This window comes from Brucella sp. GW823-FHT04E01 (genome assembly GCF_058796175.1).
On the sequence record NZ_JBXAIK010000003.1, the window covers coordinates 602,724 to 624,327 of the forward strand.

The window sequence follows — 21,604 nt, forward strand, 5'->3', positions numbered from 1 at the left end:
TGACTGTCACGTTTGACGCACATCCCGAAAAGCGTTTCATCCTTTTCGGGATGTGTTCTACCCCCCACGCTGGTCATAACCTTCGACGTTTTCTCCATCCATTTTCTGGCGCAGGTGCTGCTTTAGCTTCATGATCTTGTCTGCGTCCCATCCGGTCACGTCGGTGACTTCCAGCCACGCATTGACATAGTGTTCCGGAGCATAGACATGCCCGTGTCCTATCGGTGTGGCGGTCCCAAAAGCCATATCTAGTGCCAATTGCAGCATGGTCACGACAGGATACCACCGCAGCTCTGGTGAAACATCCGGTCCGCGCGGTGCCTGCATCCAGTCAGGTTGACGATAGAACGATAGACTGTCGAAGAATGTCACCGGATCGCTGGCATATTGCAGATACACCACCCGCAACGGCCCCCAGCGGGTTCCATTTCCCGGCGCTTCACCATTCTGATTCATGAAACGGGCAAAGGAGCCGTCTCGGAACACTGGTAGCCATTCTGGAGTTCCAGGGTTTCTTCGTCTGGTCATGGCTTTCCAGTCCCTGCTCGGGAAAGGTGGCCCGCTCCACAAGGCACCGTTGATTGGATCGTCAAGCATTTCGAAAAGCTCGGCTGAGACTTCAGAATTCATCGCCCCAAGGCTCAAGCCATAGAGATACAGACGTGGGCGCTGATCGTGCGGAAGTCTTTTCCAGTAATTATAGACGGTTATGAACAGAGCTCGAGACGCTTCTGCTCCGTATTCCGGTTGAAACAACAACGACAAGGGACTGGAAAGATAGGAATATTGCATGGCAACGCTGGCCACATCGCCATTGTGCAGAAACTCCAGTCCGTCCATGGCTGCTGGATCTACCCACCCTGTACCGGTTGGAGTGATGACGACCAGCACAGAACGTTCAAAACCGTTCTGACGCTTCAGTTCCTCAAGTGCCAGTTCGGCTCTTTGTTCAGGCGTATCGGCTACTTGCAGACCTGCATAGACCCGTATCGGGTCTATAGCCTTTTCGCCAGTCAAGGCAGCAATATCGGCAGCTCCGGGACCTGAGGAAACGAACTCACGTCCAGCTCGCCCAAGCTCGTTCCAATGCAAAAGCGAAGCGGCGCTGCCAGTCTCGTTCGGTGATGTCGGTTGTGGGCGGTCCGGTTCGATCAGAGCGTCAAACTCGCGAAACGAACGATCCAGAACCTTGAAAGTGGACTGGATGAGCAGGCCGTTGGCGATGGTCCAGATGAGCACAACAGTGATCGTAATGCCCAGGACATTGGCTAACCGGAGAGGCATAACGAGTTGTATTTTGGCGGAGACGAATTTCCCTAGTAGAATGAGAAAGCGAACCAGAATTAGCAGAACCAGAAATGTCAGCACAGCTAACGCGGAGACACTCATTGGATAGGCGCTGGGCACCGGCTCCATATCCATGACTGCACGAACTGAATTCTGCCAGCCCGCGGCAAAATAGAGTGCCACGACGGCCACGGCGAGACAAACCAAACCCACCACAAGATTGGCCCGACTGCGCAGCCGATTCCGGGGTTCAGGCAATTCCAGATAATGCCATAGCCAGCGCCACAATACGCCGATGCCATAACCGGCTCCGAAGGCGACACCTCCGAGAATTCCCTGCATGACGTAGGTTCGCGGGATAAGGCTGGGGGTGAGGGCTGCGGCGAAAAACAGTGTTCCGAGCGCGATACCCACGCCGGACAAGGAACGTCGGAAATGAGAAAATGCCTTGGTGGCCAGAGACATGAAGCACCACGCAGATTAAGTCATTGGAATGAAACTAGCTGTAGCAAGAGCGGGCGGCAAGGCCCGGCACGGAGAAGCAGGAGCTGAATAGTCCTGGTTAGGCGCCTCGCGATTCAGAATCGCCCTTCTGCTCAGGGTGTTAAGTATCCAAATGAGCATGAAAAGCGCCTGTTTACCGGCATATGGAAGAGGCGGTCTGGCATGGAGTATCCCAGACCTGTGATTTTTTTGAATTTATGTTGAAGAAACCTGATTTTATGGTGTTGACCAATCCGTAAGCCACCCTTATGTTCCGCCGCACTTCCGGGGGCGATTTGCTCCTACAGGGAGCGCGTAGCTCAGCCGGTAGAGCAACTGACTTTTAATCAGTAGGTCCAGGGTTCGAATCCCTGCGCGCTCACCACTTTCTCTTCAAATTAGTTCATTTCACCTTTGTCGTAGTGACTTTGCATTGCAAGAGTGCCATGAGCGATCATGACCTTGCGTAGAAGAATTGTTGGCGATCGGTCGGATACCGCCCTTTGGGTTGTATCGCTGACGCTTGTTATTCTTCTGCAAGGGCTGGTAACGGCATACGCGCAGGCTTCCATGGCGGCGTGGAGCGCTGGTCCCTCGTCCGTGATCTGTTCAGTCCACACGACGCAGGCAGATGCAAACGCTCCCCTGAAAGATCTCGCCAGACATTGCTGCTCGACCCTATGTCAGGCCGCATGTGCCATTGGGACAGGATTGCCAGAACAGCCGGTCACCGTGTCTTTCGATTCGATTGTTGCGAAAGACACGGTCGCTTTTCCTCTCGCGGTTCGCGCACCTCCTGATCAGTTTGTTACGGCTGCTCAAGCCAGAGGGCCTCCCGCTTTGCACGATCTTTGAAAACGACGCCGCCGCCCCGCGACGGCAATTTCATATCGTTTGGAGATATCGATGCAAAATCATGATTTTATCGCGGCAGCCAATGCTGGCTGCCCACGCACTGTGCTGTGCTTCTACTGTTTTTCAAGGAGGGTTCCATGACGGATACGCTTCTTGAAGGAAAAACTGGGGTACAAGCACGACCGAATACCGCTAGTTCTGCGAACTCCGGCTTCCAGGCCTTCATCACACGGCTTCATTTCTATGTCGGCCTGTTTGTTGGTCCCTTTATCTTGATCGCAGCTGTGACGGGCACGCTTTATGTGCTGACGCCCCAGCTTGAAAACTACATCTACCGCGACCAGTTGCGTACCGCATCGCTTGGAACCTTGCAGCCATTGGCGGATCAGGTGAAGGCGGCCGAAACCTTTATAGGCGAGGGCCCAAAACTTTTTGCTGTGAGGCCTTCAATTGCTCCCGGCTGGAATACACGGGTCATGTTCACCCAACCTGGATTGGGAGAATCTGAAAGCCGGGCAATCTTCATCGATCCCGTCACGCTGGCCGTAAAGGGCGACCTCGTTGCCTATGGCACAAGCGGGACCTTGCCGTTTCGCGCGGCGATCGACTACCTACACCGCAATCTGATGCTCGGGGATTTTGGGCGTTACTACAGTGAACTCGCTGCATCCTGGTTGTGGATCGCGTCTCTAGGCGGCACTCTGCTTTGGTGGTGGAATCGGAATATCCGGCGAAAACAAAAACAAACGAAAAATCTCCACCTGAAGACCCGTCGCTTTCACAGTCAGGTCGGTATCTGGATAGCTGTCGGTCTTTTGTTCCTTTCGGCAACCGGCATGACCTGGTCGCAATTGGCGGGGGAAAGGATTGATCAGTTCAGAGCGGCGGTTGGCTGGATTACGCCTTCAGTCTCGACAGTTCTGAATAAGGCGACAGAATCTAGCCAAGAGAGTGCGCATCAGGACCATGGCGGCATGCCGATGCCGTCCGGAACAGGGGATGCGCAGGATCATGTCGGACAGCTGGATAGTGTTTATCTGGCTGTACAACAGGCAGGACTCGATTCCCCGATGCTTGAAATCCGACTGCCCCGTTCATCGGATCAAGGCTGGCTGGTGCGTGAATATGACCGTTCCTGGCCGACACAAGTGGATACGATTGCTCTCGATCCCCAAAATATGGAGGTTATCAGCCGTGCTGACTTCGAGAGTTTTCCGCTTATCGCAAAATTGATCCGCTGGGGTATCGATCTCCATATGGGTGTCCTGTTCGGGGTCACTAATCAGATCGTGATGGCTGCGCTCGGCCTCTCGCTGATTGTGATGATTGTCTATGGCTATCGCATCTGGTGGCAGCGTCGCCCGCCTGCCGGATCAATGCCCAGAACGTTGATTGCAAGCTGGAGACGTCTCACTGCCGCGCAACAGATTGGGATCGCAATCGCTGCTGTATTTGTAGGTTGGACGCTGCCATTGGTCGGTATCAGTCTGATTGCATTCTTGCTGGTTGATTCCGTGCGCTGGTGGTTTGGCGGTCAAAAACCAGTCGTGCGCTAAATCAACAGGCTGGCGCCCGTCTTCCGGGCGCCAGCTCTGGCTTAATTATCAACTGGCCGGTCGTGGCGGCAATCCGGCACGGACGCGCATCTTTTCCAGAAGACTGGCGGCAATTGGCTCATAATTTTCATCGAAATGATGACCTCCGGCCAGTTTCATGACTTCCATCCCTTTGAGCTCGGCAGCTGTGCAGGCGGTATCATCTTCTTCTTCGCCATAGACGCAAACAACCCGATCAAGCGGGATTGTCGAGATAGCAGGAACGACATCTTTGTCGCCATCCATTCCGAGCCAGCCTTCAATCGAAACCTGGAAGGTCGTCGTCGTCTCGACACCGAGAAGCCCGATCATTTTCGTCCGGTCCTGTATGGAAGGGTCGAGATATTTCCAGGCAAAGGGGAATGTATCGGCGCCGAATGAGTAGCCCAGAACTGCAACCGGCAATTTGTTCGTCGGGTCGGCCTTCTTGATCATGGCCGTCGTGTCATTGGCTATTTCTTCCGGCGTTCGTTCCGACCAGAAATAGCGAAGCGAATCCACACCGATCACGTGAACGCCATGAGCCTGCAGCCATTCACCAATGGATTTGTCGAGATCTCGCCAGCCACCATCACCCGAATAGAAAACGGCAACCATATCGGCTTTGCCGCCTTTGGCGGGAAGATCGACGATAGGCAGGGCCTCGTTCTTGGCATCCTGATCCGCCATGGCGACGACATTGTCGACAGCCATTTTCATGCGAGCAGGAAATTCCGGAGCGGATTGAAGCACGGCAACATTTTCCTGGCGGGCTGTAACCGGATTGTTGACCGGCGATCCGCTGGGACCGACCACAAGGGCAGGGGCGGGAATTACCGCGTTGAAGCCATAGGTGAAGCCGCCATCGGGCGCCTTGGTCGCTTCGGCTTTCTCGGTGCAGGAAGGCAGACGGGTCTTGGCTGGGACCGGATCAAGCGATACGGCGCCTGCAATCGTCGCATCCGGAGAATCCGAGGCTGCGGCATATGCGATGGTAGCGCCTTGTCCAACGCCTGTCAGAACGGGATGAAAATAGACGCCCAAATCAAGTCCACGCAGAGCCTCCTTGGCGATGGCTTCGAAATCAGAGTCGAGATAGTTGCAATCGCCATCTTCCTTATCGAGTGCGGCGCGCCACGGGCCAAGCTCGACCGGCAGAACGATCATGTTCCGGGCAAGCATGGCGTCCATGAAGCTTTTCTCCCGGTCGCTCATACCTCCTTCGTCGCTTAGTAAAATCGCAAGGCCGACGGGGTCGTTCTTCGGCATGTAGACCGGAATATTGGACAGTCTTTCAGCACTGGCGTGGATGACCGGTTCATCGGAATCGGTGATTTTCGTCCAGAGTCGGGCGATCTTGCCTGTATGCATTGCGCCATACGCGCCCACCGCAGCCACCAACGCCAGTCCAAGAAAAATGAAGAGAACGCGTCTTTTCGTCATTTGCGGATGAACTCCAGAGGACTGCCATTGATGAGGGTTGTGGCATCGAGAAGCGCGCGCGGCGTTTCCAGGCCACCCGGGCAAACCATATAATGCGGGGTCCAGACCGGATCGAACTTTTCCTTGAAAGCTTTCAGTCCGTCAAAATGATAGAGATCGGCTCCACGCTTGTAGATGAAGGAGCCGAAACGATTCCAGCGGGACGCCAGCCTGCTACCGCTCAGGCCGGAAAGCGGGGCGGCACCAAGATTGAACCACTTGTAACCTTCTTCCTTGCTGGCCATCAGCAGTTTTGCAAACAGTGCGTCCATCAGAAGCTTGTGTACATTGGGCATGTAGCGCATGAGGTCGACGGTGATTTCATACTTGTCCGCGCCACGCCACATATTGGCGAAAGCCACAATTTCTCCGTCACTTTTCAGCACTGCGACGTCGAAGCGTTTCATGTATTCGTCATCGAAGTACCCCAGCGAGAAGCCTTTCTCGCTGCCCGACTTGAAATCGAGCCACGCATCGGAAATCTCGCGCAGGCGTGGAATGAGTGGCGGTACGTCGGCCGCCGGAATGATTTCAAACGTAAGGCCGTCCTTGTCGATCTTGCGGTCGGCATAGCGGAATGGCTGGCGACGCGGACCATCGAGCGAGAAATTGGTGAGGTCAACGCGGGCGACTTCGCCGAGCTTCAGGGCAATCAATCCCATATCCAGAAACAGGGGCAGGCTTTGCGGGCCGACACCGTAGAATACGGTTCGCAGGGCAAGCTCGTCGGCCAGTGCGTGAAATGACCATGCAAGCTCCTTAGCCGTCTGTTCCTGGCCTATGGGTTCTCCGAGCGCAATCAGGCTGCCACCTGATTGCGCATACATGATGAAGGCGCTCTTGTCTGGCGCAAGGAGGAATTGCTTGTCACCAAGCATTGCCAAAGCGGCATCCGTATGTGGCCATTGGGCGACGAGATCCGGCACGGCATCAGGTATGGAATAATCTACCTTGCGTTTGCGGTGACCAGCCCGGTTGATAATCGAGTAAAGGCCCACTGCAGCGACCACTGCGAAGACAAGGACAGTCGCACGCAAGAACCGGGGCGCATTGCCGTTCCATGCGAAATCCCACCAGAGGTCATTGGAATATTCCACGTGGCGATAGACGAAGAAGCCGAGCCATGTGGAGACAAGCACCGTCGTGCCGACGGTCGCGATCCAGTTCCAGCTTAAATCGAACGGTCCGGAAATCGGGCGGCGATAGAACGAATCCCGGAAGCCCCAAAGTGTGAATGCAGAAATGCAAAGGATGGTCGCCTCTTCCCAGTCAAGGCCTTTGGCGAGGGAAAAGACAGCGCCGCTGAGGAGGAGGATTAGTGCTGCGACCCACGCACGTGCAAGCCGCTTCGACAGACCGCGTGCAACGATCAGCAGCGCTACACCTACCAGACTGGCGGCAAGATGCGACATTTCCATGAAAGATTCAGGAACTATGTCGGAGAGCAATTTCACGCGGTAGCGAAGGTCTGGTGTCGCACCGGACACCAGAAGAATGATGCCGCCGAGAAAGATGATGCTGGCAGAAAGGCTCGGGATGAGTGGCTCGACCAGACGTTTGGCGAAGCGCGCCTGCTTGCCGAGCATATGGCGCCGCCGCATGATCTCCCATATGAGAATGCCTGCGGTCGCTACAACGAGCGGCATAACCGTATAGATAAGACGGTAGGCGAGAAGCCCCGCAATCGCATCCGGCTTCCCGCCTAGGCCGAGTCCAGCAATGATTGTCGCTTCAAATGCGCCTAGACCGCCCGGAGCATGACTGGCAATGCCCAGCACGATGGCGATGACATAGACCAGCGCGAAAACCGCAAAGCTTGGCACGGCGTCTGCAGGCATGAGCACATAGAGCGTAGCGGCAGCTGCGCCCACATCCACAAGCCCGGCAAAGATCTGGGTCAGAGCGCCTTTTGAGTTCGGCAGGCGCAGACTGAACGAACCCACCGTAAAACTACGCTGTCCATGCGACAGCCAGTAGATCAGCCAGCCGATGCCACCCAGAATGGCGATACCGGCGACGATATCGATTCGGGAATCGATGGCGGAAAGCCAGGGAACATCCTGCGGGTCGATGAGAAGCGCTGCACCGACCATGATGATCAGTGCGAACCAGATCGCGAACCATGATGTCCCGACAATCTTGCCGATATCGGCAAGGCTAACACCCTCCGCAGCATAGATGCGATAACGCAATGCGCCGCCGGTCAGCAGGGAAAACCCAAGCGCGTTGGAGATTGCGTAGCCGGCAGCACCTGCGACGGCAGCGATGCGGCGCGGTATCTGGTTGGGCGCAATCGTATCGACAGCCACCACATCGTAGAGTGCGACGGCTGCATAGCTCAGAACTGTGAAGAACACAGCTAAACCAAGTGTCGTCCACGAAATGTTGTGGAAGGCAGCGAGTGTTTCCGTGCGAGACGTATTCTGGAGCAGATTCTCCAGCACATAGATCGCCAGCAGCGCAATGGCGATGCCCGCTATCGGAAACAGAAAATGTTGGTATCGCTTGAGCCAGCCAGAATGTCTTGTCGACGTTGCAGGTGGTGTTGAAGGCACTTCATCATCAATAAGGCTCATAGGAACGTCGTCCGGTTGGAGCAATATATTATAAATCGCGCAATGATCTCGATTTAGGGCGAACTTGTGTTCGAGCGAGATGCCGCATTGAAAATATTCTAAGTAGAGCAGAATCTAGTCTATATAAGCCTGTGGTTTGGCCAGACCGCAAGCGATTTGATGAACTGAAAGAGGTATTGGTGCTCGATATTTCATATATGACCGCAGCCGGAGCCGGTGCACTGTCGTTCCTGTCGCCCTGTGTTCTCCCGCTCGTGCCGCCTTATCTGTGTTATATGGCGGGCGTGAGCGTAGAAGATTTTCGCGCAGATAAGGCGACAGCCGTTGCCGCCGCGCCTTCAGCGCGCCGCTCGTTGGCATTTGCGGCAATCTGTTTTGTTCTCGGTTTCACAACTGTTTTTGTGGCGCTCGGCGCTGGAGCTTCGTCCATCGGCGCCTTCCTGCGCGCGTGGCAGCAGGAGATCGCAATCGTTGCGGGCGTCGTCATCATATTGATGGGACTGAATTTTCTTGGCATCTTGCGTTTCTCGTTCCTGTCCCGCGAAGCTCGTTTTCAGGCACGCAACGCTCCGGCATCGCCGCTTGGAGCCTATGTCATGGGACTGGCATTCGCCTTCGGCTGGACGCCGTGCATCGGGCCAGTTCTTGGGCCGATTCTGACGCTTGCAGGCGGCAGCAGCACGGTTGGTGAGGGCGCGTTATTGCTGGCGACCTATTCGCTTGGCCTTGGCATTCCGTTTTTGATCGCCGCCCTTTTTTCCGGCGCATTCATGCGGTTTCTTTCACGTTTCCGCGTGCATCTCGGCAAGGTGGAGAAAGCAATGGGCGCGCTTCTGGTCGCTGCAGGTGTCCTGTTCCTGACCGGAGGCATGCAATCCTTCTCGTTCTGGCTGCTTGAGAATTTCCCCGCGCTGGGGCGGTTGGGTTAAAGGTTTGGCAGCAGCCCGTAAGTTTTCATAGACGCTTTGATGTTAAGAGCGAAAATCATCTCAATTTTCTGGACGATACCATGACAGACCGTACCTGCCTTTCCATCGTACTTGCTGCTGGCGAAGGCACACGCATGAAATCCAACTTGCCCAAAGTACTGCATCAGGTGGCAGGCTTGCCGCTGGTCTCTCACGTGGTCACGGCGGTTCAGGGGACCGGAAAGAGCGACATTGCGCTGGTGGTCGGGCGTGGCGCCGACGATGTGCGGGCGGCAGTGGAAAAGAACGCAGGCCCGGTGTCGGCCTTCGAACAGAAGGAGCGTCTCGGCACGGCGCATGCCGTCCTGGCAGCGCGCGAAGCGATCGAACGCGGCTATGACGATTTGCTCATCGTTTTTGGCGACACGCCACTGATCGAGGCGCAATCTCTGCAGAAAGCTCGCGAACGACTGGCCGAGAGTGCAGACGTTGTCGTTATCGGTTTTCGCCCAGACGATCCACATGGCTACGGTCGCCTCATCGAGAAGGACGACAAACTTGTCGCCATCATTGAGGAAAAGGAAGCAACCGAAGAGCAGAAACAGATCGGATTCTGCAACGGCGGACTGATGGCAGTTCGCGGTCAACACGCCCTGACGCTTTTGGATGCGGTGGGCAATGACAACGCCAAGGGCGAATATTACCTGACCGATATCGTCGCCATCGCCCATGGCAAGGGCATGAACGTGACGGCCATCGAAGTGCCGGTCGATAATGTCATCGGCATCAACAATCGTGTTGAACTGGCCGAAGCCGAAGCCATCTGGCAGCAGCGCAAACGTCGCGAGATGATGCTTGCAGGTGTAACGCTTATTGCACCTGAAACTGTTTTCTTTTCGCATGATACGCTGATCGAAGCCGACGTCATTGTTGAGCCGAACGTGTTTTTTGGTCCTCGCGTGCATGTCGCGACGGGAGCTCTGATCCATTCCTTCTCGCATATGGAAGGTGCTGACGTTGGGCCGAAGGCCGAAATCGGGCCGTTTGCGCGGCTGCGCCCGGGTGCAAATCTCGGTGAGAAAACCAAGGTCGGCAATTTTTGCGAAGTGAAAAATGCCACCGTGCACAAAGGCGCGAAGATCAATCACCTAACCTATATCGGCGATGCGACTGTGGGAGCCTCCAGCAATATCGGTGCTGGCACGATCACCTGCAATTACGACGGCTACAACAAATACAAGACGGTGATCGGCGAAAACGCGTTTATCGGGTCGAACAGCTCACTGGTCGCGCCGGTGGAAATCGGCGACAATGCTTATATTGCCTCAGGCAGCACGATTACCGACAATGTCCCTGCCGATGCGCTGGCTTTCGGTCGTGCCCGGCAGGAAACAAAAGAGGGGCGGGCGAAGATCCTGCGAGAGAAGTACGCTGCCATCAAAGCGGCTAAAACTGCGACCAAATAAGTCGTCCAATTGTTTAACCGAACGGCAATCCTCTGGGTTGCCGTTCTGCGTTAGAATCTTTAAACCGCAAAGCAACACGCTTGAACGTCGGATTTGGAGCAGCCTATGTGTGGAATTATCGGCATCATCGGAAATAACGAAGTCGCTCCGCTTCTTGTGGATGCACTGAAGCGGCTTGAATATCGCGGCTATGATTCTGCCGGTATTGCCACACTACAGAACGGCAAGCTCGACCGTCGCCGTGCCGAAGGCAAGCTGGTGAATTTGGAAAAGCGCCTGGCCGGAGAGCCGCTTCCCGGCGTTATTGGTATCGGCCATACCCGTTGGGCTACGCACGGCAAGCCAGTGGAGCGCAACGCCCATCCGCACATTACCGAGCGCCTCGCGGTCGTCCATAACGGGATCATCGAGAACTTCGCCGAGCTTCGCACCATGCTTGAGGCCGAAGGCTACAAGTTCCAGACGGAAACCGATACCGAAGCTGTTGCCCATCTGGTCACCCGTGAACTGGCAAAAGGCAAGTCTCCGGTTGAAGCTGTGCGCGACAGCCTGCCGATGCTGCATGGTGCCTTCGCACTCGCTTTCCTGTTTGAGGGTGACGAAGAACTCTTGATCGGAGCGCGCCAGGGGCCGCCACTCGCCGTTGGTTACGGTGAGGGCGAAATGTTCCTCGGTTCCGACGCTATCGCACTTTCGCCTTTCACGGATACCATCGCCTATCTCGAAGATGGCGACTGGGCCGTGCTGACGCGCAAGGGTGTGACCGTTTACGACGAAAACAACAACGAAGTTGAGCGTCCGATTCAGAAGACTCAGACGGCGAATATGCTCGTCTCCAAGGGCAATCATCGTCACTTCATGCAGAAAGAGATGTTCGAGCAGCCGGAAGTCATTTCCCATACGCTCGCCAATTATCTCGACTTCACGACGGGCAAGGTTCGTCAGGAAGCCATTGATATCGATTTCAGCAAGATCGATCGCCTGACGATTTCTGCCTGCGGTACGGCCTACTACGCGGCTTCGGTTGGCAAATACTGGTTCGAGCAGATCGCGCGACTGCCAGTCGACAGCGATATCGCTTCCGAATTCCGCTATCGCGAAATGCCTCTCTCGAAGGATTCGCTGGCGATGTTCGTGTCGCAGTCGGGCGAAACAGCTGATACGCTGGCGTCGCTACGCTACTGCAAGTCGCAAGGATTGAAGATCGCAGCTGTCGTGAATGTCACCGGCTCGACCATTGCGCGTGAATCTGATGCTGTTTTCCCGACGCTTGCGGGCCCAGAAATTGGCGTTGCTTCTACCAAGGCCTTTACCTGCCAGCTTTCGGCCATGGCATCGCTGGTAATTGCGGCTGCAAAATCGCGTGGCGCAATCGATGACAAGCGGGAACAGGAACTCGTACGCCAGCTTTCCGAGGCGCCGCGTTTCATCAACCAGGTTCTGAAGCTTGAAGACCAGATCGCTGCGGTCTGCCATGAACTGGCCAAGGTCAATCATGTGCTTTATCTCGGTCGTGGCACGTCTTTCCCACTGGCCATGGAAGGCGCGCTGAAGCTCAAGGAAATTTCTTATATCCACGCTGAAGGCTATGCCGCCGGCGAGTTGAAGCACGGCCCGATTGCGCTGATCGATGAAACCATGCCGGTTATCGTCATCGCGCCGTCTGATCGGCTCTATGAGAAGACCGTTTCCAACATGCAGGAAGTTGCAGCACGTGGCGGTCGCATCATTCTCATCACCGACAAGAAGGGTGCCGAGGCAGCAAGCATCGACACGATGGCAACCATCATTCTGCCGGATGTGCCGGAATTTATCACGCCGCTCGTCTATGCGCTGCCGATCCAGATGCTGGCTTATCATACAGCCGTTCTGATGGGGACGGATGTCGATCAGCCACGCAATCTCGCAAAGTCGGTAACTGTCGAGTAAAATCAGCTTATTATAGCAAAATCTTGATAAGTTAATAGAAATGGCGGCTGATGGCCGCCATTTTGCTATCCTGCTCTCAGGAGCCTGATCGCTTCGTCGCGCCCGAAAAGATATAGCAACACGCGCAGTGCTTGTCCGCGTTCGGCTTCCAGATCTGGATCGCTTGTCAGAATATAGCGCGCATCCTTGCGGGCTATTTCCAGAAGATCACCATGCGCTTCGATGGAGGCCAAGCGGAAGCCTGGGGTGCCGGATTGCCGCGTGCCGAGCAATTCGCCTTCGCCACGCAGTTTCAAATCTTCTTCCGCGATACGAAAACCGTCTTCGGTCTCGCGCATGACCTTCAGTCGGGCTTGTGCGATTTCGCCCAGCGGGCCTTTGTAAAGCAGCAAGCACGTTGACGGTTTGTCGCCGCGCCCCACGCGACCGCGCAACTGGTGCAGTTGCGACAGGCCGAAACGTTCGGCATGTTCGATAACAATGATCGTCGCATCGGGGACATCTACGCCGACTTCGATCACAGTGGTCGCGACCAGTACCCGCGTTTCGCTCTGCTTGAATGCCCGCATGGCTTCGTCTTTTTCAGCCCCGTTCATGCGGCCATGGATGAGACCGATGCGATCCCCAAAGACGGGTTTGAGGCTCTCGAAACGTTCCTCTGCCGAAGTCAGTTCAACGACTTCGGATTCCTCAACGAGCGGGCAAATCCAGTAGATTTTCTGTCCTTCTGCCACAGCTTTTCGGATGCGCTCGACAAGTTCACTCATACGCTCCATTGGCACGATGGCGGTCGTAATGGGCTGGCGTCCGGCAGGCTTCTCGGTCAGTTTCGACACGTCCATATCGCCAAAGGCGGTGAGGACGAGGGTGCGCGGAATAGGTGTAGCCGTCATGACCAGCATATCCGGTGCAGAACCCTTTGCGGTCAGCATCAGGCGTTGGTGCACGCCAAAACGATGCTGTTCATCGATGATGACCAGAACGAGGTCGTGATACTCGACCTTTTCCTGAAACAGCGCGTGTGTACCGATGACGATATCGATTTCACCAGTTTTCAATCCTTCGAGAACTGCATTCCTGTCACGGCCCTTTTCGCGACCGGTCAGAAGGGCGGCTTTCAGTCCCGCTTTCTCCGCAAGCGGCGCGATGGTTGCAAAATGCTGACGGGCGAGAACTTCCGTCGGCGCCATGAGTGCTGACTGTCCACCAGATTCTGCGGCGTGGGCCATGGAAAGCAATCCAACGACCGTCTTGCCGGAGCCGACATCGCCCTGCAAAAGCCGCAACATGCGCTCCGGCGACTTAAGATCTGTGATGATTTCGCGAGCAGCCTGATCCTGCCCCTTGGTCAAGCGATAGGGCAGGTGGCGCATGATTTCGGCGACGATGCGCCCTGTACCTTCCAGAGGACGACCGGAAAGCCGCCGTGTTTTCGCGCGAACAAGGGCGAGTGCCAATTGTCCGGCCAGAAACTCGTCATATGCAAGCCTGCGCCGCGAAATGCTTTCAAGCGCGATATCCGACGGGTCTTCAGGCAGGTGAAGCGTGTTCAGCGATTGCTGGAAACTGATGAAGCGCTCCCGCGCCAGCAACGGGCCGTCGATCCATTCCGGCAGCGGAGGCACGCGGGTCAGTGCTTCCTTGACGGCGCGCGCCAATGTCTTTGGCGACAGACCCGCGGTCAGCGGATAGACCGGTTCGACCATCGGCAGATTGGCTGCATCTTCCAGGCTCGCAATATAGTCCGGGTGGACCATGGAGGCGCGACCGTTGAACCATTCCACCTTGCCCGAGACGATGACAGTCTCACCTTCAGGCAGCATTTTTTGCAGCCAAGGCAATTGCGCATGGAAGAAGGTCAGCGCGATTTCGCCGGTGTCGTCATGAGCGAAGACGCGATGCGGAACATTGCCACGCCCGGGTGGTGCAGGCTGATGCTGGTCTACGATGACTTCCAGCGTCACGATTGCGCCTTCCTGAGCAAGCGCGATACCAGGCCGATTGCGTCGGTCGATCACGCTGTGCGGTGCCAGAAACAGGAGCTGACCGACCTTGGGCTCCGCGCCCGGTATGTCGGTGCCAAGCAGTTTGCCAAGCAGGGCGGCAACCTTCGGGCCAATGCCGGAAAGCGAACGAACGGAAGCAAAAAATGGATCGAGCATGGATGGGCGCATGGGCTTGAGCATTAACTGCTTCGTCCTGCGGTGCAAGGGCGGTGCGCAATCTTTCTGTGCTCTTTTTGTTCTTGTTGGATAAACGGGTTCCCGTTTGCGGCGCAGATGCTATATACCAGCAGCAATTTGAATGATTGGAGCTTACCGAGGATGACTGGCAGCACATTGGCGACGGAAAATCTGGATGTACGGCGCCGCAAGCTTCTGTTTCGGGCGTGGCATCGCGGTATGCGCGAGATGGATTTGATCCTCGGGCAATATGCGGATGAATATATTATCGGCTTCACCGATCCGCAGCTCGAGGAGTTCGAGCATATTCTTGAAGTGCTTGACCGCGATCTTCTGAAATGGGTGACGGGTGAAAGCCCGATCCCGATCGATTACGACACGCCTCTGTTCCGCGATATTGTCGCGTTTCGCGACCGCATAGAATTCTGAGTTCAAGGTTCCCATGCCCGTTTTCAGCAAACTAGGTCTCAAGTCCTCCAGCGCGCTCGGGGCAAATCGTCATATCGTGATCGACGGCGTTGCCGACGGTTACGAGGCGTTCTGTCTTATTCGTCTGGCGGAAGAGATCGGCGAACGCGGGCCGATTATGTATATCGTGCGCGACGGGCAGCGCATTGCCGATCTGGAGCAGGTCTTGAGTTTCGTGGCGCCGGATATGCCGGTTCTGCATCTGCCTGCATGGGATTGTTTGCCTTATGACCGCGTATCGCCCGGCGCAGACGCATCGGCACGTCGGCTCGCCGCACTCAGTGCGCTGTCCCAGCTTAAAAAGGCACCGCATCCTGCCATCATTCTCACCACAGCCAATGCCGTTCTGCAAAAGCTGCCGCCGGAAGCGGCGATAGCCGAACAGGTGATTTCGGCGCGTCCCGGCAACCAGCTGGATATGAACGATCTGGCATCCCGGCTGGAGCGCAACGGTTTCGAACGTGTTTCCACCGTGCGCGACATCGGCGAGTTTGCCGTTCGTGGTGGTATTCTCGATCTTTATGCACCCGGCGCGGAAGAGCCGTTGCGGCTTGATTTCTTCGGCGACACACTGGAATCGATCCGCGCTTTCGATCCGGCTTCGCAGCGTACCACGGGCACACGCAAGGAATTCGTGCTCCAGCCGATGAGCGAAATCACGCTTTCGCCGGACATGATCAGCCGTTTCCGCAAGAATTACGTCGCGATGTTCGGTGCGCCGCAGCGCGATGACGCGCTTTATCAGGCGATCAGTGAAGGTCGTCGCTTTGCGGGCATGGAACATTGGCTGCCGCTTTTCTACGACAAGCTTGATACCGTCTTCGACCATGCGGGCAATATGCCGGTGGTTTTCGATCATCTGGTGCATGAAGCGCTGACCGAGCGCCACACAATGGTTGTCGATCACTACGAAGCGCGGCTGAGACAGGCGGAGGGCAAGGAGCCGGGCAGTGATGCCGTGCCTTACAAGCCGGTCAAGCCGGAAGCGCTTTATTTAACCCCGTCAGAGGTCGAGAAGCACGCTGAGGCCGGAGGTATGCGCATCGACCTGACGCCATTCGGTGCGCCGGAGGTTACGGGGCGGACGATTATTCATGCCGATGTGCACAAGGGCCGCAGCTTTGCCGAGGAGCGCGCGGCCACCGACGTGAACCTGTTCGAAGCGGTGGTGAAGCATATTGCCGAACTGCGTGCAGCGGGCAAGAAAGTGCTGGTTGCTGCCTGGACTGAAGGTTCTCTCGACCGTCTTTTGCAGGTCCTGGATGAACATGGGCTGGAAAAGATCGAGTCGGTTGACCGGCTTTCTACCGTCAAGGCGCTGTCACGCGACAAGGTGACGGCGGCGGTGCTGGCCGTCGAGAGCGGATTCGACGCGGGCGATCTCGTCATCGTGGCTGAGCAGGATATTCTGGGCGACCGTCTTATCCGCCGTTCCAAGCGCCGCAAGCGCGATCAGGATTTCATCTCGGAAGTTGCCTCGCTAAACGCTGGCGATATCGTCGTCCATGTCGATCACGGTATCGGTCGCTTCATTGGCCTCAAGACCATTACCGCCGCTGGCGCTCCGCATGACTGTCTTGAAATCCATTATGCGGGTGATGACCGGCTGTTTCTGCCGGTTGAAAATATCGAACTGCTCTCGCGTTATGGTTCGGAGGGCTCCGATGCGGTTCTCGACAAGCTTGGCGGTGGCGCGTGGCAGATGCGCAAGGCCAAGCTCAAGAAACGCCTGCTTGAGATTGCCGGGCATCTGATCCAGATCGCTGCCGAACGGCAGATGCGCGGTGCGCCGGTGATGACGCCGCCAGATGGTCTCTATGCCGAATTTTCTGCTCGCTTCCCCTATGATGAAACCGACGACCAGCTGACGGCAATCGAGTCCGTGGCGGACGATCTGGCTGCTGGCAAGCCGATGGATCGCCTGATCTGTGGTGATGTCGGCTTCGGCAAGACGGAAGTAGCCCTGCGTGCTGCCTTCATTGCGGCGATGAGTGGCGTTCAAGTGGCGATAGTCGTGCCGACAACGCTCCTGTCGCGCCAGCATTTCAAGACCTTCTCGAAGCGCTTCCATGGCCTGCCGATCAATCTTGCCCATGCCTCGCGTCTTGTCGGCACGAAGGAGCTTGCTGCTGCCAAGAAAGGGCTGGAAGAAGGAACTGTCGATATTGTCGTCGGCACGCATGCGCTGCTCGGCAACTCGATCAAGTTCAAGAATCTCGGTCTGCTCATCATCGATGAAGAGCAGCATTTCGGCGTCAAGCACAAGGAGCGGCTGAAGGAACTGAAGTCGGACGTGCATGTGCTGACATTGTCCGCCACGCCGATCCCGCGCACTTTGCAGCTTGCGCTGACCGGTGTGCGAGAACTCTCGCTCATTACTACGCCTCCCGTCGATCGTATGGCGGTGCGCACCTTCGTCTCACCGTTCGATCCGCTCGTCATTCGCGAGACGCTTTTGCGCGAACGCTATCGTGGCGGCCAGAGTTTCTACGTCTGCCCGCGCATTTCCGATCTTGGCGAGATAGAGGAGTTCCTGAAAACGCACGTGCCCGAACTGAAAGTGGCCGTGGCCCACGGTCAGATGGCGCCGGGCGTACTCGATGACATCATGAACGCTTTCTATGACGGCCAGTATGATGTGCTTCTGTCCACGACCATTGTGGAATCCGGTCTCGATATTCCGACGGCTAACACGATGATCGTGCACCGTGCCGATATGTTCGGTCTGGCACAGCTCTACCAGCTGCGCGGTCGTGTTGGTCGCTCGAAGCAGCGCGCTTTCGCGCTGTTCACACTTCCGGCAGGTAAGATGCTGACGCAGATGGCGGAACGTCGCCTTAAGGTTCTGCAGTCGCTCGACACGCTGGGCGCAGGCTTCCAGCTTGCCAGCCACGATATGGATATTCGCGGGGCAGGCAATCTGCTCGGCGAGGAGCAATCGGGCCATATCAAGGAAGTTGGCTTCGAACTTTACCAGCAGATGCTGGAAGAGGCGGTGGCCACGCTCAAGGGTGTGGGCGAAGTCGAAGATAGCCAGTGGTCGCCACAGATTGCCATCGGCACGGCTGTGATGATCCCCGAAGCCTATGTGCCTGACTTGCAACTGCGTCTTGGCCTTTATCGCCGTCTGGCCGATCTGGAAGAGCCGCAGGATATAGATGCTTTCGGTGCGGAACTCATTGACCGTTTTGGTCCGATGCCGGATGAAGTGCAGCATCTGCTCAAGATCGTTTACATCAAGGCGCTCTGCCGCCGCGCGAATGTCGAGAAACTCGATGCCGGTCCGAAGGGCGTGGTCATCCAGTTCCGTCATGCGACGTTCAACAACCCGGTCGGTCTGGTGAAAATGATCGGCGAGCAAGGGTCCATGGCCAAGATCAGGCCGGATCAGAGCATCGTTTTCATCCGCGACTGGCCGACACCCGAGAAACGCCTCAACGGTTCTGCCGTCATCATGACCCAACTGGCGAAGATCGCGGCGGGTTAACCCGCCGCTTCGCGTCTTTTAGCGATCTTCAGAAATCCCCGGCTCAAAGCCTTCAGCCGTCTGGCGAATAGCGTCAGCAAGGACATCTGCCGTCTGAGCGCCCATGACGGCATATTTCTGATCGATGATGAAGCATGGTACGCCGCGCACGCCGATGCGGCTGGCGGTATCGATCTCCTCACGAATCGTTGCCTTGTCTGCCTCACTTTGCAGGAGCCGGGCGACCACTTCGGCATCCATGCCGACGCTTGCCGCAGCATCAACCAGCACTTCGTGGTCGCCGATATCCTGTCCCTGCTCGAAATAGAGCGAGAACAACATGCCGACCATCCGGTCCTGCGTATCGGGTGCAGCCTGTGCTGCCCAATGGATGACGCGATGTGCGTCCAGAGTATTTGGCGCTCGGGCGATGGCATCGAAATCGAAGACAATGCCGTTTTCCTCACCAAGCTGGGTCAGCTGCTTGTGGATGTCATCAATCTTTCCGCCGGTGCCGAATTTCTCGCGCATGTAGGTCTGGCGATCCTTTCCCTGCGGAGGCAGGGTAGGGTCGAGCTGAAAGGGACGCCAGCGCACTTCCGCCTCCACATCCGGCACCATGGCAAGTGCCGCCTCAAGGCGCTTGCGCCCCAGAAAGCACCAAGGGCAGACGACGTCGGACACGACATCGATAGTTATCTTTCTGGTGGCCATGGCAATGTCTCCATACGAGAACCAGAGGCGTGGCCTCCGGTTGAATACTCATCATATATTGGGTGCATGTAGGGCGAATTACATCAACGTTAAAGCCCGATCATGGCTTTGAGCGCCACCAAGTCGGTAGTTGATAGCCATAGAGCGAAGTCTTCTTCGGATGCTCGATGCGATCCCAGCGCGCTACCCACTGATAGGGCAGGTGGTAAAGCGGAATGTAGTAATCCCCGGAGATAAGCACACGATCGAGCGCGCGGACCGCACTCACGAAATCGGCGCGGCTTCTTGCAGCCAGCAGTGCTTCAATCATCGCATCTACTGCCGGATCGGCAACACCCGGATAGTTGAAACTTCCCTGAACGTCACGTGAGGCTGCGCCCCAGCGCATCCATTGTTCGTTGCCGGGCGAAAGCGATCCGGTCAGCGCCCCGAGAATCATGTCGTAGTCGAATGTCTGGAGGCGTTGCTGATACTGGGCATCGTCCACCGTGCGTATTTCGATTGTGATGCCCAGTCGTGCGAGATTGCGCTTGTAAGCCAACGCGACTTTTTCCTCGTCGGGCGAGCGCGTCATGATCTCAAATTTAAGCGGCTTGCCAGAGGGATCAACGGCGAGGCCGTGTTCAAACTGAAAACCCGCGTCAGTCAGGAGATCATAGGCTTTCTTTGCAGGCGTGCGGTCATGACCGCTACCGTCTGTTACCGGCGGATGCCATGTACCATTCATGACATCGTCGCGAACGGCTTCGGGGAATGGTTTCAGCAACTGCTTCTCGCGGTCATCGGCAGGCTTGCCGACGGAGGAAAGCTCCGATCCTTCCCAAAAACTCTGCGTGCGGCGGTACTGATCGGCGAAAAGGTTGCGGTTAGCCCATTCGAAGTCGAAGAGCAGTCCCAGAGCCTGCCGGACACGACGGTCGGCGAAAATCAGACGGCGCGTGTTGAACACGAAGCCGAACATGTTGGCTGGCGTGCCTTTCTCAAAGCTGTCCTTGATGACACGGCCCTGTTTTACAGCCGGGAAATCATAAAGCTTCTCCCATCGAGTCGGGTTTGCCTCGATGAAAACATCCAGCAGCCCCTTCTTGAAAGACTCAAACAGGGACGTCTCGTTTCGGTAATATTCAATCGTCAACGTATCGAAGTTGTTGAGACCGCGCTGCGACGGCAGATCCTTGCCCCAATAGTCAGGGTTGCGCTTGTAGATAATACGCTGGCCGGGCTGCACGCCGGAAACGAGATACGGGCCGCTGCCGACAGGCGGTTTCAGGGATGAATTGCCAAAGGTTTCGCGATCAATGGCGTGCTTTGGCAGCACCGGCATCGATGAGGCAATCAGCATCGGAAATTCGCGATCCGACTTGTCGTTGAAGGTGAAGCGAACAGAGCGCTCCCCCGTCTTTTCGATCTTCTCGACCCGACTCATCCGGTTGTTGTAGGGAGGGCGTCCCTTTTCCGTCAGGATATCGTAGGTGAAGAGAACGTCATCTACCGTCACCGGCTGGTCGTCCGACCATTTCGCTTTCGGGTTCAGGGTGAATTCGACCCATTTGCGGTCCGGGTCAACCGCAACCTTTTCAGCAAGCAGGCCGTAAAGGGTAAAGGGTTCGTCCCGCGAGCGCTGCATGAGCGTTTCGTAAACCAGATTTCCGAGGTCGACATCCCCGAACAGGCCGCGCGCTGTCGTACGCATGCTTTTCAGAACAAATGGGTTGAGACTGTCGAAAGTGCCGACAACGCCCATTGTGATGGCGCCGCCCTTCGGGGCGTCGGCATTTGCATAGGGGAAATGGGTGAAGTCAGCCGGCAGCGCCACATCTCCATGCATGGAGAGCGCATAGTCCGGCTGTGCTTCGGCTATCGCCTGCGCCGGCAGCACGCCGACGACAGCTCCGGTAAGGCTCGCAAGAACCACTTTGCGGAGAAAGGCAATCAATCCGTTCAACTTCAATCGTCCATTGTAAATAAGTTTGATGGTCGGCGCCGGGAGGCGTCGATTCGGAACCGAAAACTAGCATGATCGTACATTAAGTGCGGAATTAGGGCGTGTCCGTCACGCGACAGTAGGGGCTAAAATAAAGATTTTGGCGGATTCCGGGCATGGAATGTCGAAACTCATCTGGATTCATACCCCTAGTCGTTGTAACACGGCTCCGGATTGGGGCCCGCAAGGGTCCGGATGGGGGCTAAAATCCCCAAGGTCACGCTGTTGC

General features: G+C 56.3%; 12 protein-coding genes and 1 tRNA gene. 7 read left to right on the forward strand and 6 right to left on the reverse strand.

The genetic code is table 11. The features are described from left to right. Positions 1-57: 57 nt before the first annotated feature. Positions 58-1,752 carry an alpha/beta hydrolase gene (locus tag AC1RHM_RS13265; protein WP_010658847.1) on the reverse strand — a complete coding sequence of 565 codons (1,695 nt, stop codon included), beginning with the start codon at positions 1,750-1,752 and terminating at the stop codon, positions 58-60. 327 nt (positions 1,753-2,079) lie between these two features. On the opposite strand from AC1RHM_RS13265, the gene AC1RHM_RS13270 reads away from it, so the two are divergent. Both AC1RHM_RS13270 and AC1RHM_RS13275 read left to right on the forward strand, forming a co-directional pair. Continuing rightward, positions 2,080-2,155, forward strand: a tRNA-Lys gene (locus tag AC1RHM_RS13270). A gap of 607 nt (positions 2,156-2,762) precedes the next feature. Further along, positions 2,763-4,181 carry a PepSY-associated TM helix domain-containing protein gene (locus tag AC1RHM_RS13275; protein ID WP_010658846.1) on the forward strand — a complete coding sequence of 473 codons (1,419 nt, stop codon included), beginning with the start codon at positions 2,763-2,765 and terminating at the stop codon, positions 4,179-4,181. Between the two features lie 48 nt (positions 4,182-4,229). Here the strand turns inward: AC1RHM_RS13275 and AC1RHM_RS13280 are convergent, their stop codons facing one another. Next, complete coding sequence (locus AC1RHM_RS13280; protein ID WP_012093032.1) at positions 4,230-5,642, reverse strand: virulence factor family protein; 1,413 nt, start codon at positions 5,640-5,642, stop codon at positions 4,230-4,232. Then, positions 5,639-8,257: a bifunctional lysylphosphatidylglycerol flippase/synthetase MprF gene (gene mprF / locus AC1RHM_RS13285; RefSeq protein ID WP_029375960.1), complete on the reverse strand. Its 2,619-nt coding sequence runs from the start codon at positions 8,255-8,257 to the stop codon at positions 5,639-5,641. Before mprF ends, AC1RHM_RS13280 begins: the two co-directional genes overlap by 4 nt. 179 nt (positions 8,258-8,436) lie before the next feature. Between mprF and AC1RHM_RS13290 the strand changes: the two genes are divergently transcribed. From AC1RHM_RS13290 to glmS, 3 genes are all read left to right on the forward strand, one after another. Beyond that, positions 8,437-9,186, forward strand: coding sequence for a cytochrome c biogenesis CcdA family protein (locus tag AC1RHM_RS13290; protein ID WP_012093029.1), 750 nt, complete (start codon positions 8,437-8,439; stop codon positions 9,184-9,186). An 80-nt stretch (positions 9,187-9,266) separates the two neighbouring features. Continuing rightward, positions 9,267-10,631, forward strand: coding sequence for a bifunctional UDP-N-acetylglucosamine diphosphorylase/glucosamine-1-phosphate N-acetyltransferase GlmU (gene glmU, locus AC1RHM_RS13295; RefSeq protein ID WP_010658842.1), 1,365 nt, complete (start codon positions 9,267-9,269; stop codon positions 10,629-10,631). Positions 10,632-10,736: 105 nt separating this feature from the next. Beyond that, positions 10,737-12,560, forward strand: coding sequence for a glutamine--fructose-6-phosphate transaminase (isomerizing) (gene glmS / locus AC1RHM_RS13300; protein WP_010658841.1), 1,824 nt, complete (start codon positions 10,737-10,739; stop codon positions 12,558-12,560). 65 nt (positions 12,561-12,625) lie between these two features. Here the strand turns inward: glmS and recG are convergent, their stop codons facing one another. Further along, positions 12,626-14,746, reverse strand: a complete 2,121-nt coding sequence (gene recG / locus AC1RHM_RS13305; RefSeq protein ID WP_029375959.1) for an ATP-dependent DNA helicase RecG — start codon at positions 14,744-14,746, stop codon at positions 12,626-12,628. Positions 14,747-14,884: 138 nt separating this feature from the next. On the opposite strand from recG, the gene AC1RHM_RS13310 reads away from it, so the two are divergent. After that, entirely contained in the window at positions 14,885-15,172 is a 288-nt protein-coding gene (locus AC1RHM_RS13310) for an FAD assembly factor SdhE (protein ID WP_010658839.1), read from the forward strand. 13 nt (positions 15,173-15,185) lie between these two features. Beyond that, positions 15,186-18,698 (forward strand): transcription-repair coupling factor, encoded by a 3,513-nt coding sequence (gene mfd / locus AC1RHM_RS13315; RefSeq protein ID WP_036581048.1) that lies wholly within the window; start codon positions 15,186-15,188, stop codon positions 18,696-18,698. Positions 18,699-18,716: 18 nt separating this feature from the next. On the opposite strand, the gene AC1RHM_RS13320 is transcribed toward mfd, so the two are convergent. Both AC1RHM_RS13320 and AC1RHM_RS13325 read right to left on the reverse strand, forming a co-directional pair. Further along, the gene (locus tag AC1RHM_RS13320) at positions 18,717-19,391 is read right to left on the reverse strand and encodes a DsbA family oxidoreductase (RefSeq protein WP_029927370.1); all 675 of its coding nucleotides are present in this window, start codon (positions 19,389-19,391) and stop codon (positions 18,717-18,719) included. Between the two features lie 100 nt (positions 19,392-19,491). Then, positions 19,492-21,219 (reverse strand): extracellular solute-binding protein, encoded by a 1,728-nt coding sequence (locus AC1RHM_RS13325; protein ID WP_226622803.1) that lies wholly within the window; start codon positions 21,217-21,219, stop codon positions 19,492-19,494. Positions 21,220-21,604: the final 385 nt, after the last annotated feature.